The organism is Amycolatopsis sp. NPDC114503 (assembly GCF_055633655.1).
In genome coordinates, this window is record NZ_JBVKDT010000018.1 from 1 (window position 1) to 19,279 (window position 19,279).

Annotated in this window: 12 protein-coding genes; 6 read left to right on the forward strand and 6 right to left on the reverse strand. The window is 69.3% G+C overall.

Annotated features, from left to right (window positions below; translation table 11 throughout):
- Nucleotides 1–2,670, forward strand: a 2,670-nt coding sequence (gene dnaE / locus ACZ7OI_RS44390) for a DNA polymerase III subunit alpha (RefSeq protein WP_470270115.1), incomplete at its 5' end; no start/stop codon positions are given.
- A gap of 110 nt (nucleotides 2,671–2,780) precedes the next feature.
- On the opposite strand, the gene ACZ7OI_RS44395 is transcribed toward dnaE, so the two are convergent.
- Complete coding sequence (locus tag ACZ7OI_RS44395; RefSeq protein WP_470270116.1) at nucleotides 2,781–8,243, reverse strand: ATP-binding protein; 5,463 nt, start codon at nucleotides 8,241–8,243, stop codon at nucleotides 2,781–2,783.
- A gap of 578 nt (nucleotides 8,244–8,821) precedes the next feature.
- On the opposite strand from ACZ7OI_RS44395, the gene ACZ7OI_RS44400 reads away from it, so the two are divergent.
- From ACZ7OI_RS44400 to ACZ7OI_RS44415, 4 genes are read left to right on the forward strand one after another with little or no spacing between them, the layout of a single operon-like run.
- Entirely contained in the window at nucleotides 8,822–10,348 is a 1,527-nt protein-coding gene (locus ACZ7OI_RS44400) for a sugar ABC transporter ATP-binding protein (RefSeq protein ID WP_470270117.1), read from the forward strand.
- Nucleotides 10,345–11,334 (forward strand): ABC transporter permease, encoded by a 990-nt coding sequence (locus ACZ7OI_RS44405; protein ID WP_470270118.1) that lies wholly within the window; start codon nucleotides 10,345–10,347, stop codon nucleotides 11,332–11,334. The genes ACZ7OI_RS44400 and ACZ7OI_RS44405 overlap by 4 nt, the downstream gene beginning before the upstream one ends.
- A gap of 22 nt (nucleotides 11,335–11,356) precedes the next feature.
- A complete protein-coding gene (locus ACZ7OI_RS44410; protein WP_470270119.1) occupies nucleotides 11,357–12,367 on the forward strand; it encodes a substrate-binding domain-containing protein in 1,011 nt (336 codons plus the stop codon).
- 3 nt (nucleotides 12,368–12,370) lie between these two features.
- Nucleotides 12,371–13,777: an L-fucose/L-arabinose isomerase family protein gene (locus ACZ7OI_RS44415; RefSeq protein ID WP_470270120.1), complete on the forward strand. Its 1,407-nt coding sequence runs from the start codon at nucleotides 12,371–12,373 to the stop codon at nucleotides 13,775–13,777.
- 125 nt (nucleotides 13,778–13,902) lie between these two features.
- Here ACZ7OI_RS44415 and ACZ7OI_RS44420 read toward each other — a convergent pair whose 3' ends face one another.
- From ACZ7OI_RS44420 to ACZ7OI_RS44440, 5 genes are read right to left on the reverse strand one after another with little or no spacing between them, the layout of a single operon-like run.
- Entirely contained in the window at nucleotides 13,903–14,523 is a 621-nt protein-coding gene (locus ACZ7OI_RS44420; protein WP_470270121.1) for a nuclear transport factor 2 family protein, read from the reverse strand.
- Nucleotides 14,504–15,790, reverse strand: coding sequence for an MFS transporter (locus tag ACZ7OI_RS44425; protein ID WP_470270122.1), 1,287 nt, complete (start codon nucleotides 15,788–15,790; stop codon nucleotides 14,504–14,506). Before ACZ7OI_RS44425 ends, ACZ7OI_RS44420 begins: the two co-directional genes overlap by 20 nt.
- 31 nt (nucleotides 15,791–15,821) lie before the next feature.
- A complete protein-coding gene (locus tag ACZ7OI_RS44430; protein ID WP_470270123.1) occupies nucleotides 15,822–16,667 on the reverse strand; it encodes a sugar phosphate isomerase/epimerase family protein in 846 nt (281 codons plus the stop codon).
- The gene (locus tag ACZ7OI_RS44435; protein ID WP_470270124.1) at nucleotides 16,664–17,464 is read right to left on the reverse strand and encodes an SDR family NAD(P)-dependent oxidoreductase; all 801 of its coding nucleotides are present in this window, start codon (nucleotides 17,462–17,464) and stop codon (nucleotides 16,664–16,666) included. The genes ACZ7OI_RS44430 and ACZ7OI_RS44435 overlap by 4 nt, the downstream gene beginning before the upstream one ends.
- 32 nt (nucleotides 17,465–17,496) lie before the next feature.
- Nucleotides 17,497–18,249 carry an alpha/beta fold hydrolase gene (locus ACZ7OI_RS44440; RefSeq protein WP_470270125.1) on the reverse strand — a complete coding sequence of 251 codons (753 nt, stop codon included), beginning with the start codon at nucleotides 18,247–18,249 and terminating at the stop codon, nucleotides 17,497–17,499.
- Between the two features lie 109 nt (nucleotides 18,250–18,358).
- Here ACZ7OI_RS44440 and ACZ7OI_RS44445 point away from each other — a divergent pair, with 109 nt between their 5' ends.
- On the forward strand, nucleotides 18,359–19,273 hold the full coding sequence (locus ACZ7OI_RS44445) for a LysR family transcriptional regulator (RefSeq protein ID WP_470270126.1): 915 nt from the start codon (nucleotides 18,359–18,361) through the stop codon (nucleotides 19,271–19,273).
- Nucleotides 19,274–19,279: the final 6 nt, after the last annotated feature.

The window sequence follows — 19,279 nt, forward strand, 5'->3', positions numbered from 1 at the left end:
ACGCTGCTGATCGCGGAGCGCGTGGAGTCGTATGAGGACGTGTACACGCACAAGGACCGGATGCCGGTCTTCGACGTCCCCGAAGGCCACACCGAGGCCACCTGGCTGCATCACGAAGTGATGGCGGGGCTGGCGCACCGGTTGCCGGACGGGGTGCCTGGGGAGTACCGGGAGCGCGCTGAGTATGAACTCGATGTCATTGTGGACAAAGGGTTTCCTGGGTACTTCTTGATCACGGCTGATCTGATGACGCACGCCCGCGAAGCCGGAATCCGGGTGGGGCCGGGGCGCGGGTCGGCGGCGGGATCGCTGGTCGCGTACGCGCTGCGCATCACCAACCTCGACCCGATCCGGCACGGTCTGCTGTTCGAACGCTTCCTGAACCCGGAACGAGTGTCCATGCCGGACATCGACATGGACTTCGACGACCGCCGCCGCGGCGAGATGATCCGCTACGCCACCGACAAGTACGGTGCCGACCGGGTCGCGCAGGTGATCACCTTCGGCACGATTAAGACCAAGGCGGCGATCAAGGACTCCGCGCGAGTCCACTTCGGACAACCGGGGTACTCGATCGCGGACCGGATCTCCAAAGCCTTGCCGCCGCCGGTGGCGGCCAAAGACATTCCGCTGGCGGGGATCGTGGACGCCGGACACGAGCGTTACGCGGAAGCGGCCGAGGTCCGCACGCTGGTCGAGACCGACGAAGAGTGCAAGACGATCTTCGACACCGCCCGCGGTCTCGAAGGCCTGATCCGCAACGCGGGCGTGCATGCCTGCGCGGTGATCATGTCGAGTGAACCCTTGATGAACGTTATTCCGTTGTGGCGCAGGGACGACGGGTCGATCATCACCGGCTGGGACTATCCGTCGTGCGAGGCCATCGGCCTGCTGAAGATGGACTTCCTCGGACTGCGCAACCTCACCGTCATCGGCGACGCGCTGGAGAACATCAAGGCCAACCGCGGCGAGGACATCGACCTCGACCGGCTGGCCACCGACGATCCCGGGACCTTCGCGCTGCTGGTCCGCGGCGACAGTCTCGGAGTGTTCCAATTGGACGGTGGCGCGATGCGGGATCTGTTGCGCCGCATGCGTCCCACCGGGTTCGAGGACATCGTGGCCGTCAACGCGCTCTACCGGCCGGGTCCGATGGCGATGAACACGCACAACAACTACGCCGACCGCAAGAACAAGCGGCAGGCCGTCGAGCCGATCCATCCGGAACTGGAGGAACCGCTGCGCGAGATCCTCGCCGAAACACACGGCCTGGTGGTGTATCAGGAACAGATCATGCAGATCGCGCAGAAGGTCGCCGGATACTCGATGGGCCGCGCCGACGTGCTGCGGCGCGCGATGGGCAAGAAGAAGAAAGAAGTCCTCGAAAAGGAATTCGAGGGTTTCCGCGCCGGGATGATCGACAACGGGTTCTCCGGCGAGGCTGTGCAAGCGTTGTGGGACACGATTCTCCCGTTCGCCGGGTACGCGTTCAACAAGTCGCACGCCGCCGGGTACGCGCTCGTCGGATATTGGACGGCGTATCTGAAGGCGAATTACACCGCGGAGTACATGGCCGCGTTGTTGACGTCGGTGGGTGACAACAAGGACAAGTCGGCGATCTATCTGTCGGAGTGCCGTCGGCTGGGGATCAAGGTGCTGCCGCCGGATGTGAACGAGTCGGCTTTGCGGTTCGCGGCCGTCGGGAGCGACATCCGGTTTGGTTTGGGCGCGGTGCGCAACGTGGGCGCGAACGTGGTGGAGTCGATCATCAAGACGCGCGAGGAGAAGGGCAAGTACTCCTCGTTCACCGAGTTCTTGGACAAGTCGGAGCTGGTGGCCTGCAACAAGCGGGTCATTGAATCGCTGGTCAAGGCGGGCGCGTTCGATTCGATGGGCCACACGCGGCTGTCGATGATCCAGGTGCACGAGGACGCGGTGGAAGCCGTGGTTCCGCTCAAGCGCCAGGAAGCGATGGGCCAGTTCGACCTGTTCGGCGGCGAAAACGAAGAACCGGCCTCGTCTCCCTTGGCGCACGTGAAATTCACCGCCGAGGAGTGGCCGCGCAAGCAATTGCTGGCGCACGAACGAGACATGCTCGGGCTCTACGTTTCAGCCCATCCACTGGACGGTGCCGAGGGCGTCCTCCGTAAACACGCGCCCCGCGCGATCGCGGCGATCATCGATAACCCGCCGAAAGAAGGAGAACTCGTCGTCGCGGGATTGATCACTTCGCTGGAGCGGCGGGTGAACAAAAAGGGCGAACCGTGGGCGATCTGCACGGTCGAGGATTTGGACGCGTCGCTCGAGGTGTTGTTCTTCGCCAAGTCGTACGCGTTGTGCGCGGCGGACCTGGTGGAGGACAACGCGGTGCTCGTGAAGGGCCGGGTGAACTGGCGGGAGGACAAAATGTCGGTCTTCGGGGCGGATCTGGCGCCGCTGGACCTGACGGAGCTCGGGGAAACGCCGCTGGTGCTGCACACGCGGGCGGAGAAGGTGACGCTGCCGGTGGTGCTGGAACTCAAGCAGACTTTGCTGGCGCACCAGGGAAACACGCCGGTGCACCTGCACGTGGGGGAGCGGCGTTACGCCCTGGACGGCTACTCGGTGAAGGTGACCTCGGCGCTGCTGGGCGAGGTGAAAACGATCCGGGGGATCACGGTGGCCTCGTGAGTGGCAACGCCGGTTCTAACCGGCATGAACACTCACGACACCCGCACCTCTTCGCTGGCCTTGTGAGTGCTGGCGCCGGTTAGAACCGGTGCCAGCACTCACGAGAGTCCTCAGCCCTTCAGGCCGTGCTCGATCGCCTCGATGATCCGCGGCCGAAGCTGAGCCGTGCTGACGATCGCGTCCACCGACCCGACCTCGACAGCGCGCTGGATGCTGTGCACCCGGTCGAACTCCGACGCCACCTCGCCGAGCTTCTCCGCCCGCACCGACGACGTCACCTCAGCCAGCTCCGCCGCGCACGCCGCCCGCTCGGCCCCGCTCAGCTCGCCGAGCCGCTTCTGCAGCCCAGCCACCCGCGGGTCGTTCGCCGTCCGGGTCTTGACCTCGCCCGCGAACACCACCGCGGCCGCCGGAGCGCCGCCCAGCACGGACGCGAACGAACCTTCCAGCGCCAGCACCGTCATGTTCGGGTTCAGCGCCTTCGAGAACACCACGAACGCCCCGCCGTGGTAGCGCGAGATCACGGTGAACACGATCGGGCCTTCGAAGTTCACGATCGCGCGGCCGATCTCGGCCCCGTACTCCAGCTGGAGCTTCTTCATCGACTCCGGCGAGCCGTCGAAGCCGGACAGGTTCGCCAGCACCACCAGCGGACGGTTGCCGCTGGCCGCGTTGATCGCGCGGGCCGCCTTCTTCGACGACTTCGGGAACAGCGTGCCCGCGGTGAACGTGTCCGGGCCGTCGGTGGGAGGGAAGCCGCGGCGCGGCACCGAGCGCGATTCGATGCCCAGCAGGCACACCGGACGGCCGCCGATGTGCACGTCCTGCACCGCGGCGGTGTCCGCGTCCGCCATGCCCGCCCAGCGTTCCAGCACCGGGTGGTCCTGGTCGGACAGCGCGCGCATCACCGTGCGGATGTCGAACGGCTTCTTGCGGTCCGGGTTGTGCTCGGAGGAGAAAATCTGGCCCACCGTGGCGAAATCGCTGCCGACGACGGCGTGCGGGTAGTCCGACACGTCGCGGCCGGCCGGGTCGGTGGTGACCGCCTGGCGCGGGCCAGTCTCGCCCGGCACGACGTAGGTGTGCGCGTAGTGCGCCATCAGCACGTCGCGCGCTCCGGCGAGGTTCGGCGCCCAGTACTGCGCCTGCCCGTTCGGGCCCATCACCCGGTCGTAGCCGCCGATGCCGAAGTTGTCCTCGGCCGACACGCCGCCGGAGAAGTCCAGCGACTGCTTGCCGGTGAGCACCATCGCCGAATCCGGCGTCATCACCAGGATGCCCTTGGTGTGCATGAGCATCGTGGCCTCAGCGTTCCAGTACGGCTGCGCGCCCACGGTGATCCCGGCGACCACGATGTTGATCTCGCCGCCGTCCTGGGTGAACTCCACGATCCGCTTGAGCGCGGCCGCGACCCAGTCCATGTTCTCGGTGCCGGACTCCATCGAGATCCGCGCGCCGGACGACAGCGCGAACCATTCGACCGGAACCCGCAGCTCCTGCGCCAGGTTCAGCGCCGCGATCACCCGCGTGCACTCCGGTTCGGCCAGCGCGCCGAGCGACTTCGTCGGGTCGCCCAGCAGCACCACGCGCTTGACGCCCTCGGGAACGAGGTCGGTCGGCGTGCTGACCACACCCGCCACGAGACCGGCCTTGTTCTGCCCGCGCGGCCGGTCGACCGGCACCAGCACGCCGCTGTCGTCGAGGTCGTGCTCCGCGAAGGACCCGCCGCCGGCCAGCAGTTCGGTGAGTTCGTACGGGTACACCGTGTCGCGGCGCGCCGCGCGCAGCACCTTCTGCCGGTAGTCGTCCAGCGGCTGCACCGGTTCGGTGCTGGGAGCCTCGACCGACAGCCGCACGCCCGCGCCGACCTCGTTGCGGACCGTCACCGCGATGTCGGTCAGCTCGCCGGTTTCGGCGTTCCGCTGCCGGGCCAGGAACTGGATTTCCTCCAGCCCCGCGCCCGCGGTGGTCGGCAGCACGCGGCGGGCGAGCAGGTTCAGCTCGTCCATCGTCAGCTCGCTCGTCGGCCACACGTAGATGACGATCCGGTTGGTGTCGAACCGGTTCTTCGCCGGACGCCGTGCCTGCGCGTTGCGGACCGCGTCGAGGCACGCGGCGAGCGTGTCCTCGGCCGAGGGCAGCGACACGAGCCTGCCGTCCGCCTCGCGCAGCGGGGTGAGGTCGCGGACCTGGGCCATCGCGATCAGCCGCTCGTCGGCCGGGTTCGCCTTCGCGGTGCCGGTGAACAGGTACACCTCTTCGTCCGCCGACGGCAGCCGCGTGAGGTCGAATTCCTGCAGCCGTTCCAGCTGCAGCCGCTCGGCGACGCGCGGGTGCAGCCCGCGGATCACCCGGTCCTCGGCGAACCCGGATTCGGTCCGGCGGAAGGTGAAGTGGTGGTGCATCACCGCGCCGCCGCCTCCGGCGACGGTGGTGACGACCCGGTCGACGTCCGCCGGAAGCGGTTGCGCGGCAACGATTTCGCCCAGCTTCGCGGCCATCGCGTCGCTGTCGGGCTGGTCTGTCCACTTCAGATAGACGTCCGCGGCCACCGGCGCACCGGCGCCGGCGGACAGCTCGGCCACCGCGCGCATCGCGTCCGGCAGCTGCGGGAAGTCGACCGCGGTGGTGACCACGCGCGCCGGTTCCGGGTGCGAAGCGGTGACGAACGAACAGCCCGCGACCTCGCGCACGCGCACGTCGGTGAGCGCCTTGTTGCCGTAGTAGCGCCGGGTCAGCACCTCGAGCATCGGGGCCGGGTCCGCGCCCGGCCGTCCGATCCGCTGGCCGAGCAGCCGCACCAGCGGCTCGTTGCTCGAGACCATGCCGGAGATCCGCTCGGCGCGGTCGGCCGCGTCCGGATTGCGGTCGAGGTACCGCAGGTGGCCGCGGATCTCGGCGTACACCTCGGCGCGGGCCCGGCGCAGCAGCGGCTGCGCGAACCAGCGGAACACCACGCCGCGGGCGAGGTCGCTGACCGCCGGGAACCGCAGCTGGGTGGCGGCGACCAGGTGTTCCAGCGCGAGCCCGGCCGTTTCGCGCAGCTCGGCCGACGGCGGGGCCTCGGCGAGCCACTGCCGCAGCAGCGCGGAAATGATCGCGCTGTCGCTCGAAGCCCGTTGCTGGGCGAGGAAAATCCGGAAGACCGCCTCTTCCAGCTCCGGCGTGCGCTCCAGGTCGCCGACGCCGTAGTGGCCGAGCACGCGGCGCAGCCTGCCCTGGAATTTCTCCGGCAGCCCGGCCCGCTCGACGTCGAGGCTCTGCAGGTAGGTGTGGAAGTACTCGCGGGCGCTGTGCACCGGGCTCGACGCGCTGAGGTCGTCCGCGGCCGGCTTGTTCCGGCTCAGCTCGGACAGGTCGGCGAAGACGTCCAGCAGCCCGAGTTCGCCCTCCAGCGGACGCGACGGCAGCTCGGCGCGCGCCGCCAGGTAGCCGCTGAGCACGCGGTCCTGGTCGTGCGGGTCGACGTCGAAGCCGAGCAGCAGGCTGCGCAGATCCTGGCTGCCGCGCTCGACCCGGTCGGCCGCGCTGGTGCCGCCCGGTTCGGCGGGCAGGTCGATCTCGGCGGTCTCGGCCTCCGCGGCGGCCTCGTCCTCGGTCTCGTCGGCGAGCGGTTCGAGGCGCAGCAGCGGCGCCCCGGTCTCCACCTGGCTGCCGATCGACACCGGGAGTTCCTTGACCCTGGCCCGGAACGGCGCGCGCAGCACCGTCTCCATCTTCATGCTTTCCAGCACGAGCACCGGCGCGCCGGATTCGACCTCGTCGTCCACAGCGACCGGCGTGGCGACCACCAGCGCGGGCGCGGGGGAGCGGACGACGCCGCCCTCGTCGCGGCTGATCCGGTGCGTGACGCCGTCGACCTCGACCAGGTGGATCGGCCCGTGCGTTCCGGTGACGAGCCGGAACCGCGTGCCGTTGACGGTGATCTGCCCGCTGTACTCGTCGAAGCGCTCGATCTCGACGTCGGCCGGGTGCACGTCGCCGCCGCCGCTGACGCCGATCCGGAACCGCTTCGGCCCGGTGCGCGCGACCGTGACGCGGTACGAAGCGCCGCGCAGTTTCAGGTCCAGCGGACGGATTTCGTGGCGCACCTGCGGACGGCCGCCGAAAGCGGTGGACAGCAGACGCTGCCGCCCGACCTCCTCGTCGTCCTCGTAGGCCTCGATCGCGGCTGCGGCGAGCGCGACCGCGGAGTGCCGCGTGGTGACGAGACGGCCTTCGGCGCGGACGCGGTCGATCCAGCCGGTGTCCGCGCTGGCGTCGATCACCTCGGGCTGGTCGAGCAGGTCGAGCACGAAGCTCTTGTTGGTGGCGCCGCCCTCGATGAGCACGGACGTCTCGGACATCGCCCGGCGCAGCCGCGCGAGCGCCTGGTCGCGGTCGCGGCCGTAGGCGATGATCTTGGCGATCATCGAGTCGAAGTCGGCGGGGATCGTGTCGCCCTCGCTCACGCCGGTGTCGACCCGGATGCCCGGGCCGGCGGGCAGCAGCAGCCGCGCGATGCGGCCCGGCGACGGCGCGAAGTCGCGGTCCGGGTCCTCGGCGTTGAGCCGCGCCTCGACGGCGTGCCCGGCCTCGGCGGGCTGCTCGCCTTCGAGCTTGCCGCCGGACGCGACGTGCAGCTGCAGCCGCACCAGGTCGGTGCCGGTGGTGATCTCGGTGATCGGGTGTTCCACCTGGAGCCGGGTGTTGACCTCGAGGAAGGCGAACATCCGGTCGCCGGGGTGGTAGAGGAATTCGACGGTGCACGCGCCGCGGTAGCCGACCGCGACCGCGAGCCGCTCGGCCGACGCCTTCAGCTCCGCGGTCTGGTCCGGCCCGAGCACCGGCGACGCGGACTCCTCGATGATCTTCTGGTTGCGCCGCTGCACCGAGCAGTCGCGGACGCCGAGCGCCCATGCGGTCTCGCCGTCGGAGATCACCTGGACCTCGACGTGCCGCGCGCCGGTGACCAGGCGCTCCAGGAACACGACGCCGCTGCCGAACGCGCGCAGCGCTTCCTGGCTGGTGCGCTCGTACGCCTCGGTGAGATCGCCCGCCGACTCCACCTTGCGGATGCCGCGCCCGCCGCCGCCCGCGGTGGCCTTGAGCATCAGCGGGTAGCCGATCTTGTCGCCCGCGGCCAGCGCTTCTTCCAGCGTCGCGACCTCGCCGCCGCTCCACGGAGCGACCGGGACGCCGACCTCCTCGGCGATCAGCTTCGCGCCGATCTTGTCGCCGAGCTTGCGCATCGCGTCCGCGCTCGGGCCGACGAAGGCGACCCCGACCTTCTCGCACAGCTCGGCGAACGCCGGGTCCTCGGCGACGAAGCCCCAGCCGACCCAGGCGGCGTCGGCCTTGGTGTCGACCAGCGCCTTCTCCAGCTTGGAGAGGTCGAGGTAGGGCCGCGCGGAGGCGGGGCCGAGCGAATAGGCGACGTCGGCTTCGCGGACGAAAGTCGCGGTGGCGTCCGCGTCCGTGTAGAGCGCGACCGTCTCGATCCGTCGCCCGGTCTCGGCGGACAGGTCCCGGACGGCGTGGATCAGCCGCATCGCGGCCTCTCCGCGATTGACGATGGCGACGCGATTGAACACGGACAAAGCCTCCCAGCGAACCCAGCTACTCCCACGCACAGCAGGCGACGCCGGACCCGCCGGAACGTCGCCTGTCTTCAGTCGTACACATTGCTCCCTTACCGCCGGGTACACCAATGTCGCGGATGACGCATGCCGCGCCTGCCGGTTTGTAGGAACCCGCCAAAAACGGCTCGTGTCACGTCGTCCGGACCTCGTTTCTCGCGAGGTATGCCACAAATCACGCCCGCTCGGCCAGGGGCGGCGGCAACTGGACGGCCAGGCGTTTCCAGGGGGTTGGTCAGGGGTTACCCGGAGTTCAGGCGCGGGACCCGGCCCACCCCGGCCCGCTTCCGCGAACGTCCGTGAAGGACTCCTTGAGGGAATCTGATTCCCTCAAGGGCCCCTTCACGGACCTTTCGCGCACCGGACCGTCTGCCAGCGGGGACCTTGCGGCACCGTCGAGGGCGAGGCCGCGGCCGAACTCGGCCGATGCCCCGCGGGCAATGGGAAAATGTGACCCTTGACACCCCCTTGGGCTGCCCCTAACGTCGCGGGTAATCGATTTCTCGACACGGGGCGGGCCGAGAGGGCGGGGCATGGGAGACGGCGTCGCGCTGGTCGAGCTGGCCGGCGTCAGCAAGGCCTACGGCGGGGTGCGTGCCCTGGGCGCGGTGGACTTCACCGCGGCGAAGGGGGAGGTGCACGCGCTGCTCGGCGAGAACGGGGCAGGCAAGTCCACGCTGCTGAAGATCTTGTCCGGGGAGGTCGCCGCCGGGGAGGGGGCGATCCGGATCGCGGGGGAGGCGGTCCGGTTCGCCCGTCCGGCCGACGCGCGCCGCGCCGGGGTCGCGATGATCCACCAGGAACTGGACCTCGTTCCCGCGCTTTCGGTGGCGGAGAACGTCTTTCTCGGCCGCGAACCGCACACTCGCGGCGGCACAATCGACCGGCGGCGGATGGTCGCGGCCACGCGCGAGGTGCTCGAGCGCTCCGGCGTCGACCTCGATCCGCGCACGCCGGTCGAACGGCTGCGCACCGGCGAACAGCAGCTCGTCACCATCGCGAAAGCGCTGTCGCTGGACGCGCGGATCCTGCTGATGGACGAACCGACGTCGGCGCTGTCGCCGCGCGAGGTGGAGCGGTTGTTCACGGTCATCGACCAGTTGCGCGCCGACGGGGCGGCGATTGTCTACGTGTCGCACCGGATGGACGAGATCGGCCGGGTCGCGGACCGCGCGACGGTGCTGCGCAACGGCGAGGTCGTCGCGGAGTTCAGCGCGGCGGAGCTGACCGCCGAACGGGCCGCGGAGGCGATGGTGGGCCGTCCGGTGCACCTGATGTTCCGTGCCGACAGCGTGTCCTCGCCGGATCAGGACGACGTGCTTCGGGTGGAGGATCTGGTGGTGCGGCCGCGTGCCGGGCGGCGGGAGCCGGACGGGATCAGCCTGACTGTCCGGGCCGGGGAAATCGTCGGCGTCGCCGGGTTGCTCGGTGCGGGGCGGACGGAGCTGCTGGAGACGCTGTACGGCGCTTCCGGGGGAAAGGTGCTGAGCGGAAGGATTTTCTTGCGCGGAAAGGAGTTCCGGCCGCGGTCGCCGCGCGGGTCGCTGCGGTCCGGGATCGCGTTCGTGCCCGAGGACCGGCGGATCGCGGGGCTGGCGCTGGAGCATTCCGTCGTGGCGAACACTGTGCTGTCCATTGTGGAGCGGTTGGCTCGGTTCGGGATCGTTTCCGGCCGCCGCGAGCGTGCGGTGGCGGGGGAGGAAGCGGGGCGGCTCGGGGTGAAACTGGTCTCGCTCGCCGATCCGGTGGGCTCGCTGTCCGGCGGGAATCAGCAGAAAGTGGTGCTGGGCCGGGCTTTGCTCGCCGAACCGGTGTTGCTGCTGCTGGACGAGCCGACGCGCGGGGTGGACGTCGGGGCGAAGGCGGAGATCTACCGGTTGCTCGGCGAGGCCGCGCGCAGCGGCGTCGGGGTGCTGCTGGCGTCGTCGGAACCGGCCGAGCTGGTCGGGGTGTGCGACCGCGTGGTGGTGCTGCGCGGCGGACGCAGCGTGCACGAACTGGACACGGCCAGCGCCGGCGAGGCGGAACTGCTCGCCGCGTCGATGGGAGACGTCCGGTGAACGGGCGCGGAGTGCTGGCCGCGGTGTTCCGGTTCCAGAGCGTTTTCGGGCTGGTGCTCGTTTTCGCCGCCGCGATCGTCTTCTCGCCGCATCGTGACGGGGAGCTGGTGTTCCTCGGCAGCGGCAACCTGTTCAACGTCGTCCGCGCGATCTCCGAGATCGGCATCATCGCGGTCGGCATGACGCTGGTGATCCTGGTCGGCGGCATCGACCTGTCGGTGGGCTCGGTGATGGGGCTGGCCAGCGTCGGCGTCGCGCTGCTGCTCACCAGCGGCGGCTGGGGGCTCGTGCCCGGCGTGCTGATGATCCTCGCGCTCGGCTTCGGTTTCGGGCTGCTGCAAGGGATCGCGAGCGCGCGGTTCCGGATCCAGTCGTTCATCGTGACGCTCGCCGGAATGCAGGTCGCGCGCGGGATCGCCCGGATGTGGTCCGGCGGCGAGGGCGTTTCGATCACCTACGGCGACGGTCCCGGCCAGGCTCCGGTGCCGTTTTCGCTGCTGGGCGAGCGGACGTTCGGCGGCGTGGTGCCGATCCCGGCGCTGTTCTTCGTGGTCGTCGCCGCGCTGGCGGTGCTCGTGCTGCGGGCGAGCGCGTTTTCCCGGCACGTGTACGCGATCGGCGGCAACGAAAAGGCGGCGGTGCTGTCCGGAGTGCCGGTGATCCGGGTGAAGGTGCTGGTCTTCGGCTTGTGCGGGCTGCTCGCCGCGCTGGCCGGGATCGTCCACGCGGGACAGTACAACTTCGGCGGGCCCAACGACGGCACCGGCTACGAGCTGAACGCCATCGCGGCCGTCGTGATCGGCGGAACCAGCCTGTCCGGCGGGCGCGGGTCGGTGTCCGGCACCGTCGCGGGCGCTCTGCTGGTCGGCGTGCTCGACAACATTCTCCAGCTCAACGACATCGATTCGAACGTCCAGCTGATCGTGGTCGGCGCGGTGATCGTGCTCGCCGCGGGCCTGCAGCGGCTGCGCCCGGCCACGGCATAGGCGTTCGGGGAAAGAGGAGCAGATGTCCGGCATCATCCGCGGCGGGACGGTACTGGCGGGGCTGGCCCTCGTCTCGGCCGTCACCGCCTGCGGCACCACCCACGAGAACGCGCCGGGAGCGGCTTCCGGCACCGCGCCGGCCGCGAAACAATGCCGCGGTCCGGGCGGGAAATACAAAATCGGGATGAGCCAGGCGAATCTCGCCGAACCGTACCGCGTGCGGATGGACGACGACGTCCGCAAGGCCGCGGCCGGCGTGCCGCAGTTCAGCGTCAGTTACGCGGATGCCGCGCAGGACAACGCGAAACAGGTCGAGCAGGTCAACACCTTCCTCACCCAGGGCATCGACCTGCTGATCATCAGCCCGAACGAGGCGACGCCGCTGACCAGCGTCGTGAAGAAGGCGTACGACCAGGGGATTCCGGTGCTGGTGCTGGACCGGAAAGTGGACGGCGACGGGTACACGTCGTTCATCGGCGCGGACAATGTGGACATCGGCCGCCAAGCGGGCAAGTTCTTCGCCGAGAAATTGCTGCCCCGCGGCGGGAAAGTAGTCGAGTTGAAGGGTCTCGCCGGGTCGACGCCCGCCAAGGAGCGCAGCGACGGGTTCAACCAGGGCATCACGGACCGCAACATCACCGTCGTGGGCAGCGCGGACGCGGACTGGTTGCGGGACAAGGGACAACAGCAGGCGGACGCGTTGCTGAAGGCGCACCCGGACGCGCAGGCGATGTTCTCCGAGAACGACCCGATGGCCGAAGGCGCGCGCATCGCCGCGCAGAACGCGGGCCGCGCGGACCTGCCGATCGTCGGCATCGACGGCCTGCCGGTGCCCGAAGGCGGCATCAAGGCGGTCGAGGCTGGCCGGTTGTCCGCGACGTTCATTTACCCCACCGGCGGCAAGGAAGCCGTTGCGGCGGCGAAGAAACTGCTCGTCGACTGCCAGCCGGTGCCCAAGACGCAGACCCTGTCCACCCGCTTGGTGACGCGCGACAACGCGGCCCAGGTGTACGCCGAGCTGAACCGGAGCTGACATATGGCGCGAATCGGTGTCCTTGCCGTCTCCGACGGTCGCGACCACGTGCACCGGCGGAACACCGGCTTCATCCGGTCCAAAGCGGACGAGTTCACCGCCGCCCTGACCGCGGCCGGGCACGACGTCGTCACCGGGGGACTGGTCGCCACGAACACCACCGCGACCGCGGCCGCGCGCTCGGTCGCGGCGAGTTCGGTGGACGTGACGGTGTTGTACTACGCCGTGTGGGCCTTCCCGCATTTCACAATGCTGGCCGCGGACGCGACACCGGGTCCGCTGCTGCTGGTCGCGAGCACCGATCCCACTGAGCCGGGCTTGGTCGGGATGCTCGCCGCCGGGGGCGCGCTCGACCAGATCGGCCGCTCGCACACCCGGTTGTGGGGTGCGCCTTCCGATCCGGGGCTGATCGCCGATGTCGGCGCGCACGCGAGCGCCGCCGCCGCTGTCGGTTCGTTGCGCGGTGCGACTTTCGGCCGTTTCGGCGGGCGGCCGATGGGGATGAACACCGCGGTGGCCAATACCGATCAATGGATGCGCCAGTTCGGCGTGGATGTCGAGGAAATCGACCAGTACGAACTGGTCCGCCGCGCGGAATCCGGTTCTTCGGCCGAGGCTGCCAGCGGCCGGAAGTGGCTGGAAGAACGCGCCACCGTGCACTACGACGGCGACCGGCTCACCCCGGAATTGCTGGAACGGCAACTGCGCCTGTACCTGGCCGTGCGCGACGTCGCGGCGGAACGGCACCTGGATTTCTCCGGCATCAAAGCACAACCGGAGCTGACAGAGCATTTCGCGACGGCTGATGTCGCCGAGGCGCTGCTCAACGACCCTTACGATTGGAACGGCCCCAAGGCGGTGCACGTCACCGCCACCGAGGCGGACATGGACGGTGCGCTGACCATGCAGCTGATGCACCGGATCACCGGTACGCCAGTGCTTTTCGCCGATGTCCGGCATTACCATCCGGATCGGGACGTGTGGGATTTGTGCAACTCCGGCCAGCACGCGACGTGGTTCGCCGCGCGGAGCGAGGATCCGGCGGAGAATCTGGCCAAGGTGCACCTCTATCCGGAGGTTTTCTTTTTCCCGGCCGGAGGTGCGTCGGTGCAGCACATCGCCGCCCCGGGCCGGATGACCTTGGCGAGGCTGAGCCGGCTGGACGGGGAATACCGGATGCAGCTGATGCTGGGGGAGTTCGAGAACTACGACGAGCGGACGACGGAGGAATTGGTCTCGCGGTCCACGCGGGAGTGGCCGCACGCGTTCGCGCGCCTGGACGTGGCGGCGGAGACGTTCCTGTCGCGCTTCGGGGCGAACCACATCCACGCTGTGCCGGGTGACCGCCGGAGGGAGCTCCGGGCAGCGGCCGGGTTGATGGGGGTGCGGGTGGAGGAGTGGAGCCGCTGACCGGACCTCTGCGGGAGGCGAGGACCTGGCAGGGAGGCTAACGGTGGCTAGCCACCCCGGCCAGCCACCGCCAGTCGTGCCGCCGTTGACCAGCTCCGGCCGGGATGAGCGTCCGGCCGGAGCCTTCAGCGAATCGGGATTCCGGGCGTGTCCGAACCTGCCAGCCAGTCCTTTCCTTGCCGGTACAGCGTTTCGACGGCGGCGCCGGTCAGGCCGGGGAGTCCGTCCCGAACGGTGAACCCGGCCTTCGTCTGGACATAGCCGAGGTGCCGGTAGCCGACCGGAAAGCGGCCGAGCAGGGCCGGATCGAGGGACAGCGACGCCGCCGGGTCGACCGCGTCGAGCCGGTCTTTCTCGTAGATCGGCTGGCGGCGCACGATCTTCCACTGCTGCTCGTGCACCGCGAGGAAATCGTAGAACCGGCCGGCGCACACCACGTCCACGGGCACGCCGTCGACGTCCGCGCGCTGGTTGATGGTCATCTTCGTCTGCGCGACCGCGCGATCGCCGGCGATGTCGGCAGTGTGCCCGCCCAGGAAATGCAGGATGCTCACGCCGTTCTCGAATCCCTCGCGGCTTGCGACGATGAATTCGGCCGCCGGGCCCTGGAACCAGGTCGCGCTCATCCAGCCCGTGCCGGGATGCCATACCGTGGCGAACCGCTCCCAGTCTCCCGCGTCTCGCCACAGGGCCCAGTTTTCCACCAGTGTGCGGATTTCGAGGCGGTCAGTGTCTGCTGTGGACACGAGTGCTCCCTTCAGCGGCGTCCATTGTCTTGGCTTGTTCGCGGATGGGCAGGAGCAGGAATACTCCCAGCAACGGGCCGGCCGCCAGAACCGCGAGGGCGAGGAACAGCGAACCGGTGGCGCTGAACACCGCGCCCACCGCGACCGGCGCGAAGACGCCGCCGAGCTGCCAGGCGGTGTTGGCGAAACCGAAGGACCCGCCGACGAACCGCGGATCCGCGTACTGGGGCACGGTCGAGTTCGTGAGCACCGTATAGCCGTAGACGCCGAGCCCGAGGAATGGCGCGAGCACGAGCAGTGCCGAGTAGCTCCGGACCATCCCGAATACGGCCAGAATGAGCGCGAAGTACCCGCTGAGCACCATCAGATGCGCCTTGCGCGTGCCGCGGACGCGGTCGGACAGGAAGCCGACCAGCGGTTTGACCCCGATGGCCGTGGTGCTGACGATGACCATCACCAGCGCGGCCTTCCCGGCGGACAAGCCGAGCGCCTTGACCATCAGCGAATTGCCCCAGGCCAGGAACCCGAGGGTGGCCCATTGCATGCCGAGGCCGGCCGCCGCGAGCGACACGAGGTTGCGATTGGCGAACATCGCGCGCAGACCGAGCCGGCCGCTGCCCGGGGCCGGGGGCTCGCCGGCGGGTTCGACCGGGGTCGGCGGGTCGTTGCGCAGGAGGGCCCAGCACACCACGCCGACCGCGACGGTCAGCGCGCCGAGGAGGTAGTAGACCCCGTTCCAGTGCAGCGCCGTCAGCAATCCCGGGATGGACGCGTTCGCGATCACCCCGCCCAGTGCGGTCGACGTGATGTACAGGCCGAACGCGGTCCCGCGTTCGCGAGGCGGGAACCAGCGGCTGATCAGCTTGGTGAAGGACGCGACGTCGGCGCCGCTGACCAGCCCGATGAGGATCTGGATCGCGATTCCCACGCCGACGTTCGTGACGCTGCCGAACGCGAAGGTCAGCATTCCCGCCGCCACCAAGGAGATCCCGGCCGCCATGCGGCCGCCGATCAGGTCGGCGACGATCCCGCCGGGGATGTTCGTGACGACGTAGCCGATGGACAACGCGGTGGCGAAGATCCCGAGCTGCGCCACGGAAAGTCCGAGGGAGTGCGAGGCGTCGACGGCGACCACCGACCACGCGGTGCGGTTGACGTAGATGAGCGTGAACGCGAGCCAGCAGCTGGCCAAGATCACCCAGCGGTAGCGGGAAGCGGCCGCTTGTCCGGGCAGGGCCGTGCGGGTGGATGACTCCGTGGTGTCCATGGGGGACCTCCTTGTCCTGGACGGTGCCGTGTCAGCGCAGCAGGCCCCACTCGCGCAGCTGTGCCGCGTTGTGGCGCAACGTGGCGCGGGGCGTGCGGTCGAGGCTCATGTCCTCCACGGACACCCAGCCGCGGTAGCCGTGTTCGTGAAGGAGCCGGAGAACGTGCGGTACGTCGACCTCGCCGTCTTCGAGCGGTGTCCACCCCGGCCGCCACGATCCGCCCGGTGACCGGAAGTGCGCGGCGTTCTTCAGGTGCACGTGCCCAAGGTGGTCGCCGAGCAGGTCGAGTGCGATTTCGTGGGCCTCGTAGCCTTCGAAGACGAAATTCCCGACGTCGTAGATGACGCCGACGTGCGCCGGATCGAACCGTGCGACCACCCGGTGTGCCAAAGACGCGCTGGAGCAGATGGTGTTGTGGTGGATTTCCAGCAACGCCCGGACGCCGGTTTCCTTCGCCGTGGCCTCGACGTCGGCGAAGAACGCGACCGTTTCCTCGTAGAGCAAGGAATACGGTTTGTTCGTGCGGGAGATCCGCGGTGCCTGCAAGCGGATCTGCCCGGTGCCGGCGGCAGCGGCCATCGCACAGGCCAGACGCAGCGTGGGGGTGTCCCCGACTTCGACGTAGGGGGCCAGTCCGACCACTTCGAGCCCGGCCGCGCGAGTTTCCGCCGCCACGCTCTCCGCCGCCGCCACGTCGAGCGGGAGAGTGGACCGGTGGTCCACGAGGAACGGGTGCGCGGGCGGGGAATCCGGGATGCTGCCGGGCCGCGGCTCGACGCGCCATTCGACGCCGCCGAACCCGGCCGCGGCGATTTCGGCGATCGACTCGCCGATGTCCAAGGTGGGCAACGAGATCGTCGCGACGCTGAACCTCATCGCCGCGCCGCGTGCTCGACGGCGAGCGGCGTCCGGGGGAGCGGGGCGAGCTGGGCTCCGCCGCAGACGTGCAGGACTTCGCCGGTGATGAAGGACGCGGCGGGCGAGGCGAGGAACGCGACGGCGTTCGCGACGTCGCGGGGTTCGGCCATGCGCGGGAGCGGGGTGATCGCTTGGTACTGCTCCGTCAGCCGCCGCATCTGCTCCTCGTCGCGGTCGTAGCCGGTGAAGTCCGATTCGATGAAGCTGGGCGCCACGGCGTTGGCGGTGACGCGGTATTTCGCCAGTTCGGTGGCGAACGAGCGGGTCATGCCGACGAGGCCGGCCTTCATCGTCGTGTAGGCCACCGGGCCGCCGGAAACCCAATTCCGCGAGGCGATGTTGACGATCGCGCCGCTGTTTTGCGCCTTGAAGAAACCGAGCGCGCGGCTCACCAGGATCGCCGGCGCGCGCAGGTTCACGCCGCTCATCAGGTCCCAGTCGGCCGGGGCGAGTTCGGACAGGGTCGAACGGCGGTTCACCGCGGCGTTGTTGACGACGATGTCGATCCGGCCGAACCGGCCGCCCGTCTCGTCCACCAGCGACTCGATCGCCTCGACGGACCCGAGGTCGGCGGCGATGTCGAGGGAGGGAGCGGCGAACCGCTCGCGGAAGCCCGCCACGGTCGCGGCTGCCGCGTCCCCGTTCACGTCCGCCACCACCACGGCGACGCCGTCCTCGAGGAGCCGCGCCGCGATGGCGCTCCCCAGTTTTCCGGCCCCGCCGGTGACGATGGCGACGCGTTGCGGTTCGGTCATTTCTGCTTTCCTTTCAGCGCACGAGAAAATGGTCAGCGGATCCACTCCGCGATCGTGGCCACGACCGCGCCGGGATGCTCGTGGTGGGTCCAATGGCCGCCCGGAAGCACCTGGATCCGGGCGGCGGGAAGGATTTCGCGGGCGAGAGCGGCACGTTCTTCGTTCCGGTAGAACGCCAGCACCGGCACGGGGAAACCGGCGAAGAACCCGGCGGTCTGGGTCTGGAAATGCAGGGCCTCCGGCGCGAAAGCGAAGTCGGCGAACAGATCGCGGATCGCCTCCGGCGTGGCCGAGACCGGCCCGCCGGCGTCCGGCAACGGGCTGGGCCCGGACTTCCGGAAGTGCTCGGCCGCGACGGCGACAGGGTCTTCCCGCCGGAGCCGTCCGGCCAGCGCCTCGATCCGCGCGCGGTCGTCGTCAGGAAGCCCGAACGCCGGATCGACGACCACCAGACCGGTGACGAGCTCCGGCTCCTGCCGAGCGAGGAAGGCGGCGGCCTCGCTGCCCGCGGAGTGCCCGACCAGCACGACGCGAGCAAGCCCGAGACGTTCGATCACGGCACGGAGGTCGGCCGCGACCTCCGGAAGCCGCATGCCCTCGCCCGGCCGGGACTCGCCGTGCCCGCGCAGGTCCACCGCTACGACCGGAGCGAGGCCGCGGAGACCGTTGAGGATCGGAGCCCAGTCCGAACGGGATCGAGCCCAGCCGTGCACGAGCACGAAGGAGAACGGCGCGGCGCCACCGGAAAACCGATCGAAGGCCAGTTCGACGATCTCTGCGCTCATGGGGTCCTCCGGGGAGTGTCTTCGCTCCACAGATCGTCAGCGGCCGCAGGCTATTTAGCAAATACCTACTATCGGCCATCCCCATGCTCCGGAGGCATAGCATGTCCCCATGCTTGAGTTGCGTCAGCTCGACTACTTCCGCGCGGTGGCCGAATACGGCTCGATCTCGCGCGCCGCGGCCGCCTTGCACCTCACCCAGCCCACGCTGAGCAGGCAGATCGCCCAGCTGGAGAAGAACCTCGGGCACCAGCTGCTGCTGCGCACGCCCGGCGGCACCACGCTGACCGTCGTCGGGGAAGGCCTGCGCGCGCACCTGCTGTCGATCTTCGAACTCGTCGACCGGGTCCCGGAGGTCCTCCAGACCGCGTCGGCAGGCGGGCACCTCGTGCATCTCGGAGTGCCCTCGGGCGTTCCGCACGGCTGGATCGAGGATTACCTGGCGTCGGTCGCCGCCGCGGCGCCGGAGGTCCGGTTCGCCATCGTCGAGGCCACCAGCGAGGAACAGCGGCGGATGCTCAACAACGGTCTGCTCGATCTGAGCCTGATGCACACCGAACCGCCCGAACTCCGCTCGGAACTGCTGTTCCGGCAACGACTCGGCTGCGTTTTCCGTGAAGACGCGCTGCCGGCCGTCCGAGCCGAAATCGACGTCACCGACCTGGCCGGCCTGCGCGTCATGGCGCATTCCTCCAAAGGCGAGGAAATCAGCCTCCGCACGGCTGCCGCCGCCACTCGCACCGAAGTCGACTGGCTGTTTCGCGCCTTCTCGGAACACAGCGAACTGATCGCCAAAAGCTCCCAAGTGGACGCGATCCTCATCGGCAATGCCTCGGCACGCAAGTGGTTCCCCGGCTGGACATGGGTCCCGCTCAGCGAAAACCGGCCCGAACACTGGATGCGGACCTGGGCCGCTTGGGCAGGCACCGACCTGAAATACGGCGACCTGCTCCGGCAGTGCATGCGGGAAACCGCGCGGAAATACCGGGGCGACCCCACTTACAGCGTTCCGTCGTCGCAGTCGTGAGGAAGA

What these genes read in the sequence shown, in the direction of transcription:
- ACZ7OI_RS44400 (WP_470270117.1), top strand. Translation starts at nt 8,822, where the DNA reads ATGGGAGACGGCGTCGCGCTGGTCGAGCTGGCCGGCGTCAGCAAGGCC.
- ACZ7OI_RS44410 (WP_470270119.1), top strand. Translation starts at nt 11,357, where the DNA reads ATGTCCGGCATCATCCGCGGCGGGACGGTACTGGCGGGGCTGGCCCTC.
- ACZ7OI_RS44415 (WP_470270120.1), top strand. Translation starts at nt 12,371, where the DNA reads ATGGCGCGAATCGGTGTCCTTGCCGTCTCCGACGGTCGCGACCACGTG.
- ACZ7OI_RS44425 (WP_470270122.1), bottom strand. Translation starts at nt 15,790, where the DNA reads ATGGACACCACGGAGTCATCCACCCGCACGGCCCTGCCCGGACAAGCG.
- ACZ7OI_RS44430 (WP_470270123.1), bottom strand. Translation starts at nt 16,667, where the DNA reads ATGAGGTTCAGCGTCGCGACGATCTCGTTGCCCACCTTGGACATCGGC.
- ACZ7OI_RS44435 (WP_470270124.1), bottom strand. Translation starts at nt 17,464, where the DNA reads ATGACCGAACCGCAACGCGTCGCCATCGTCACCGGCGGGGCCGGAAAA.
- ACZ7OI_RS44440 (WP_470270125.1), bottom strand. Translation starts at nt 18,249, where the DNA reads ATGAGCGCAGAGATCGTCGAACTGGCCTTCGATCGGTTTTCCGGTGGC.
- ACZ7OI_RS44445 (WP_470270126.1), top strand. Translation starts at nt 18,359, where the DNA reads ATGCTTGAGTTGCGTCAGCTCGACTACTTCCGCGCGGTGGCCGAATAC.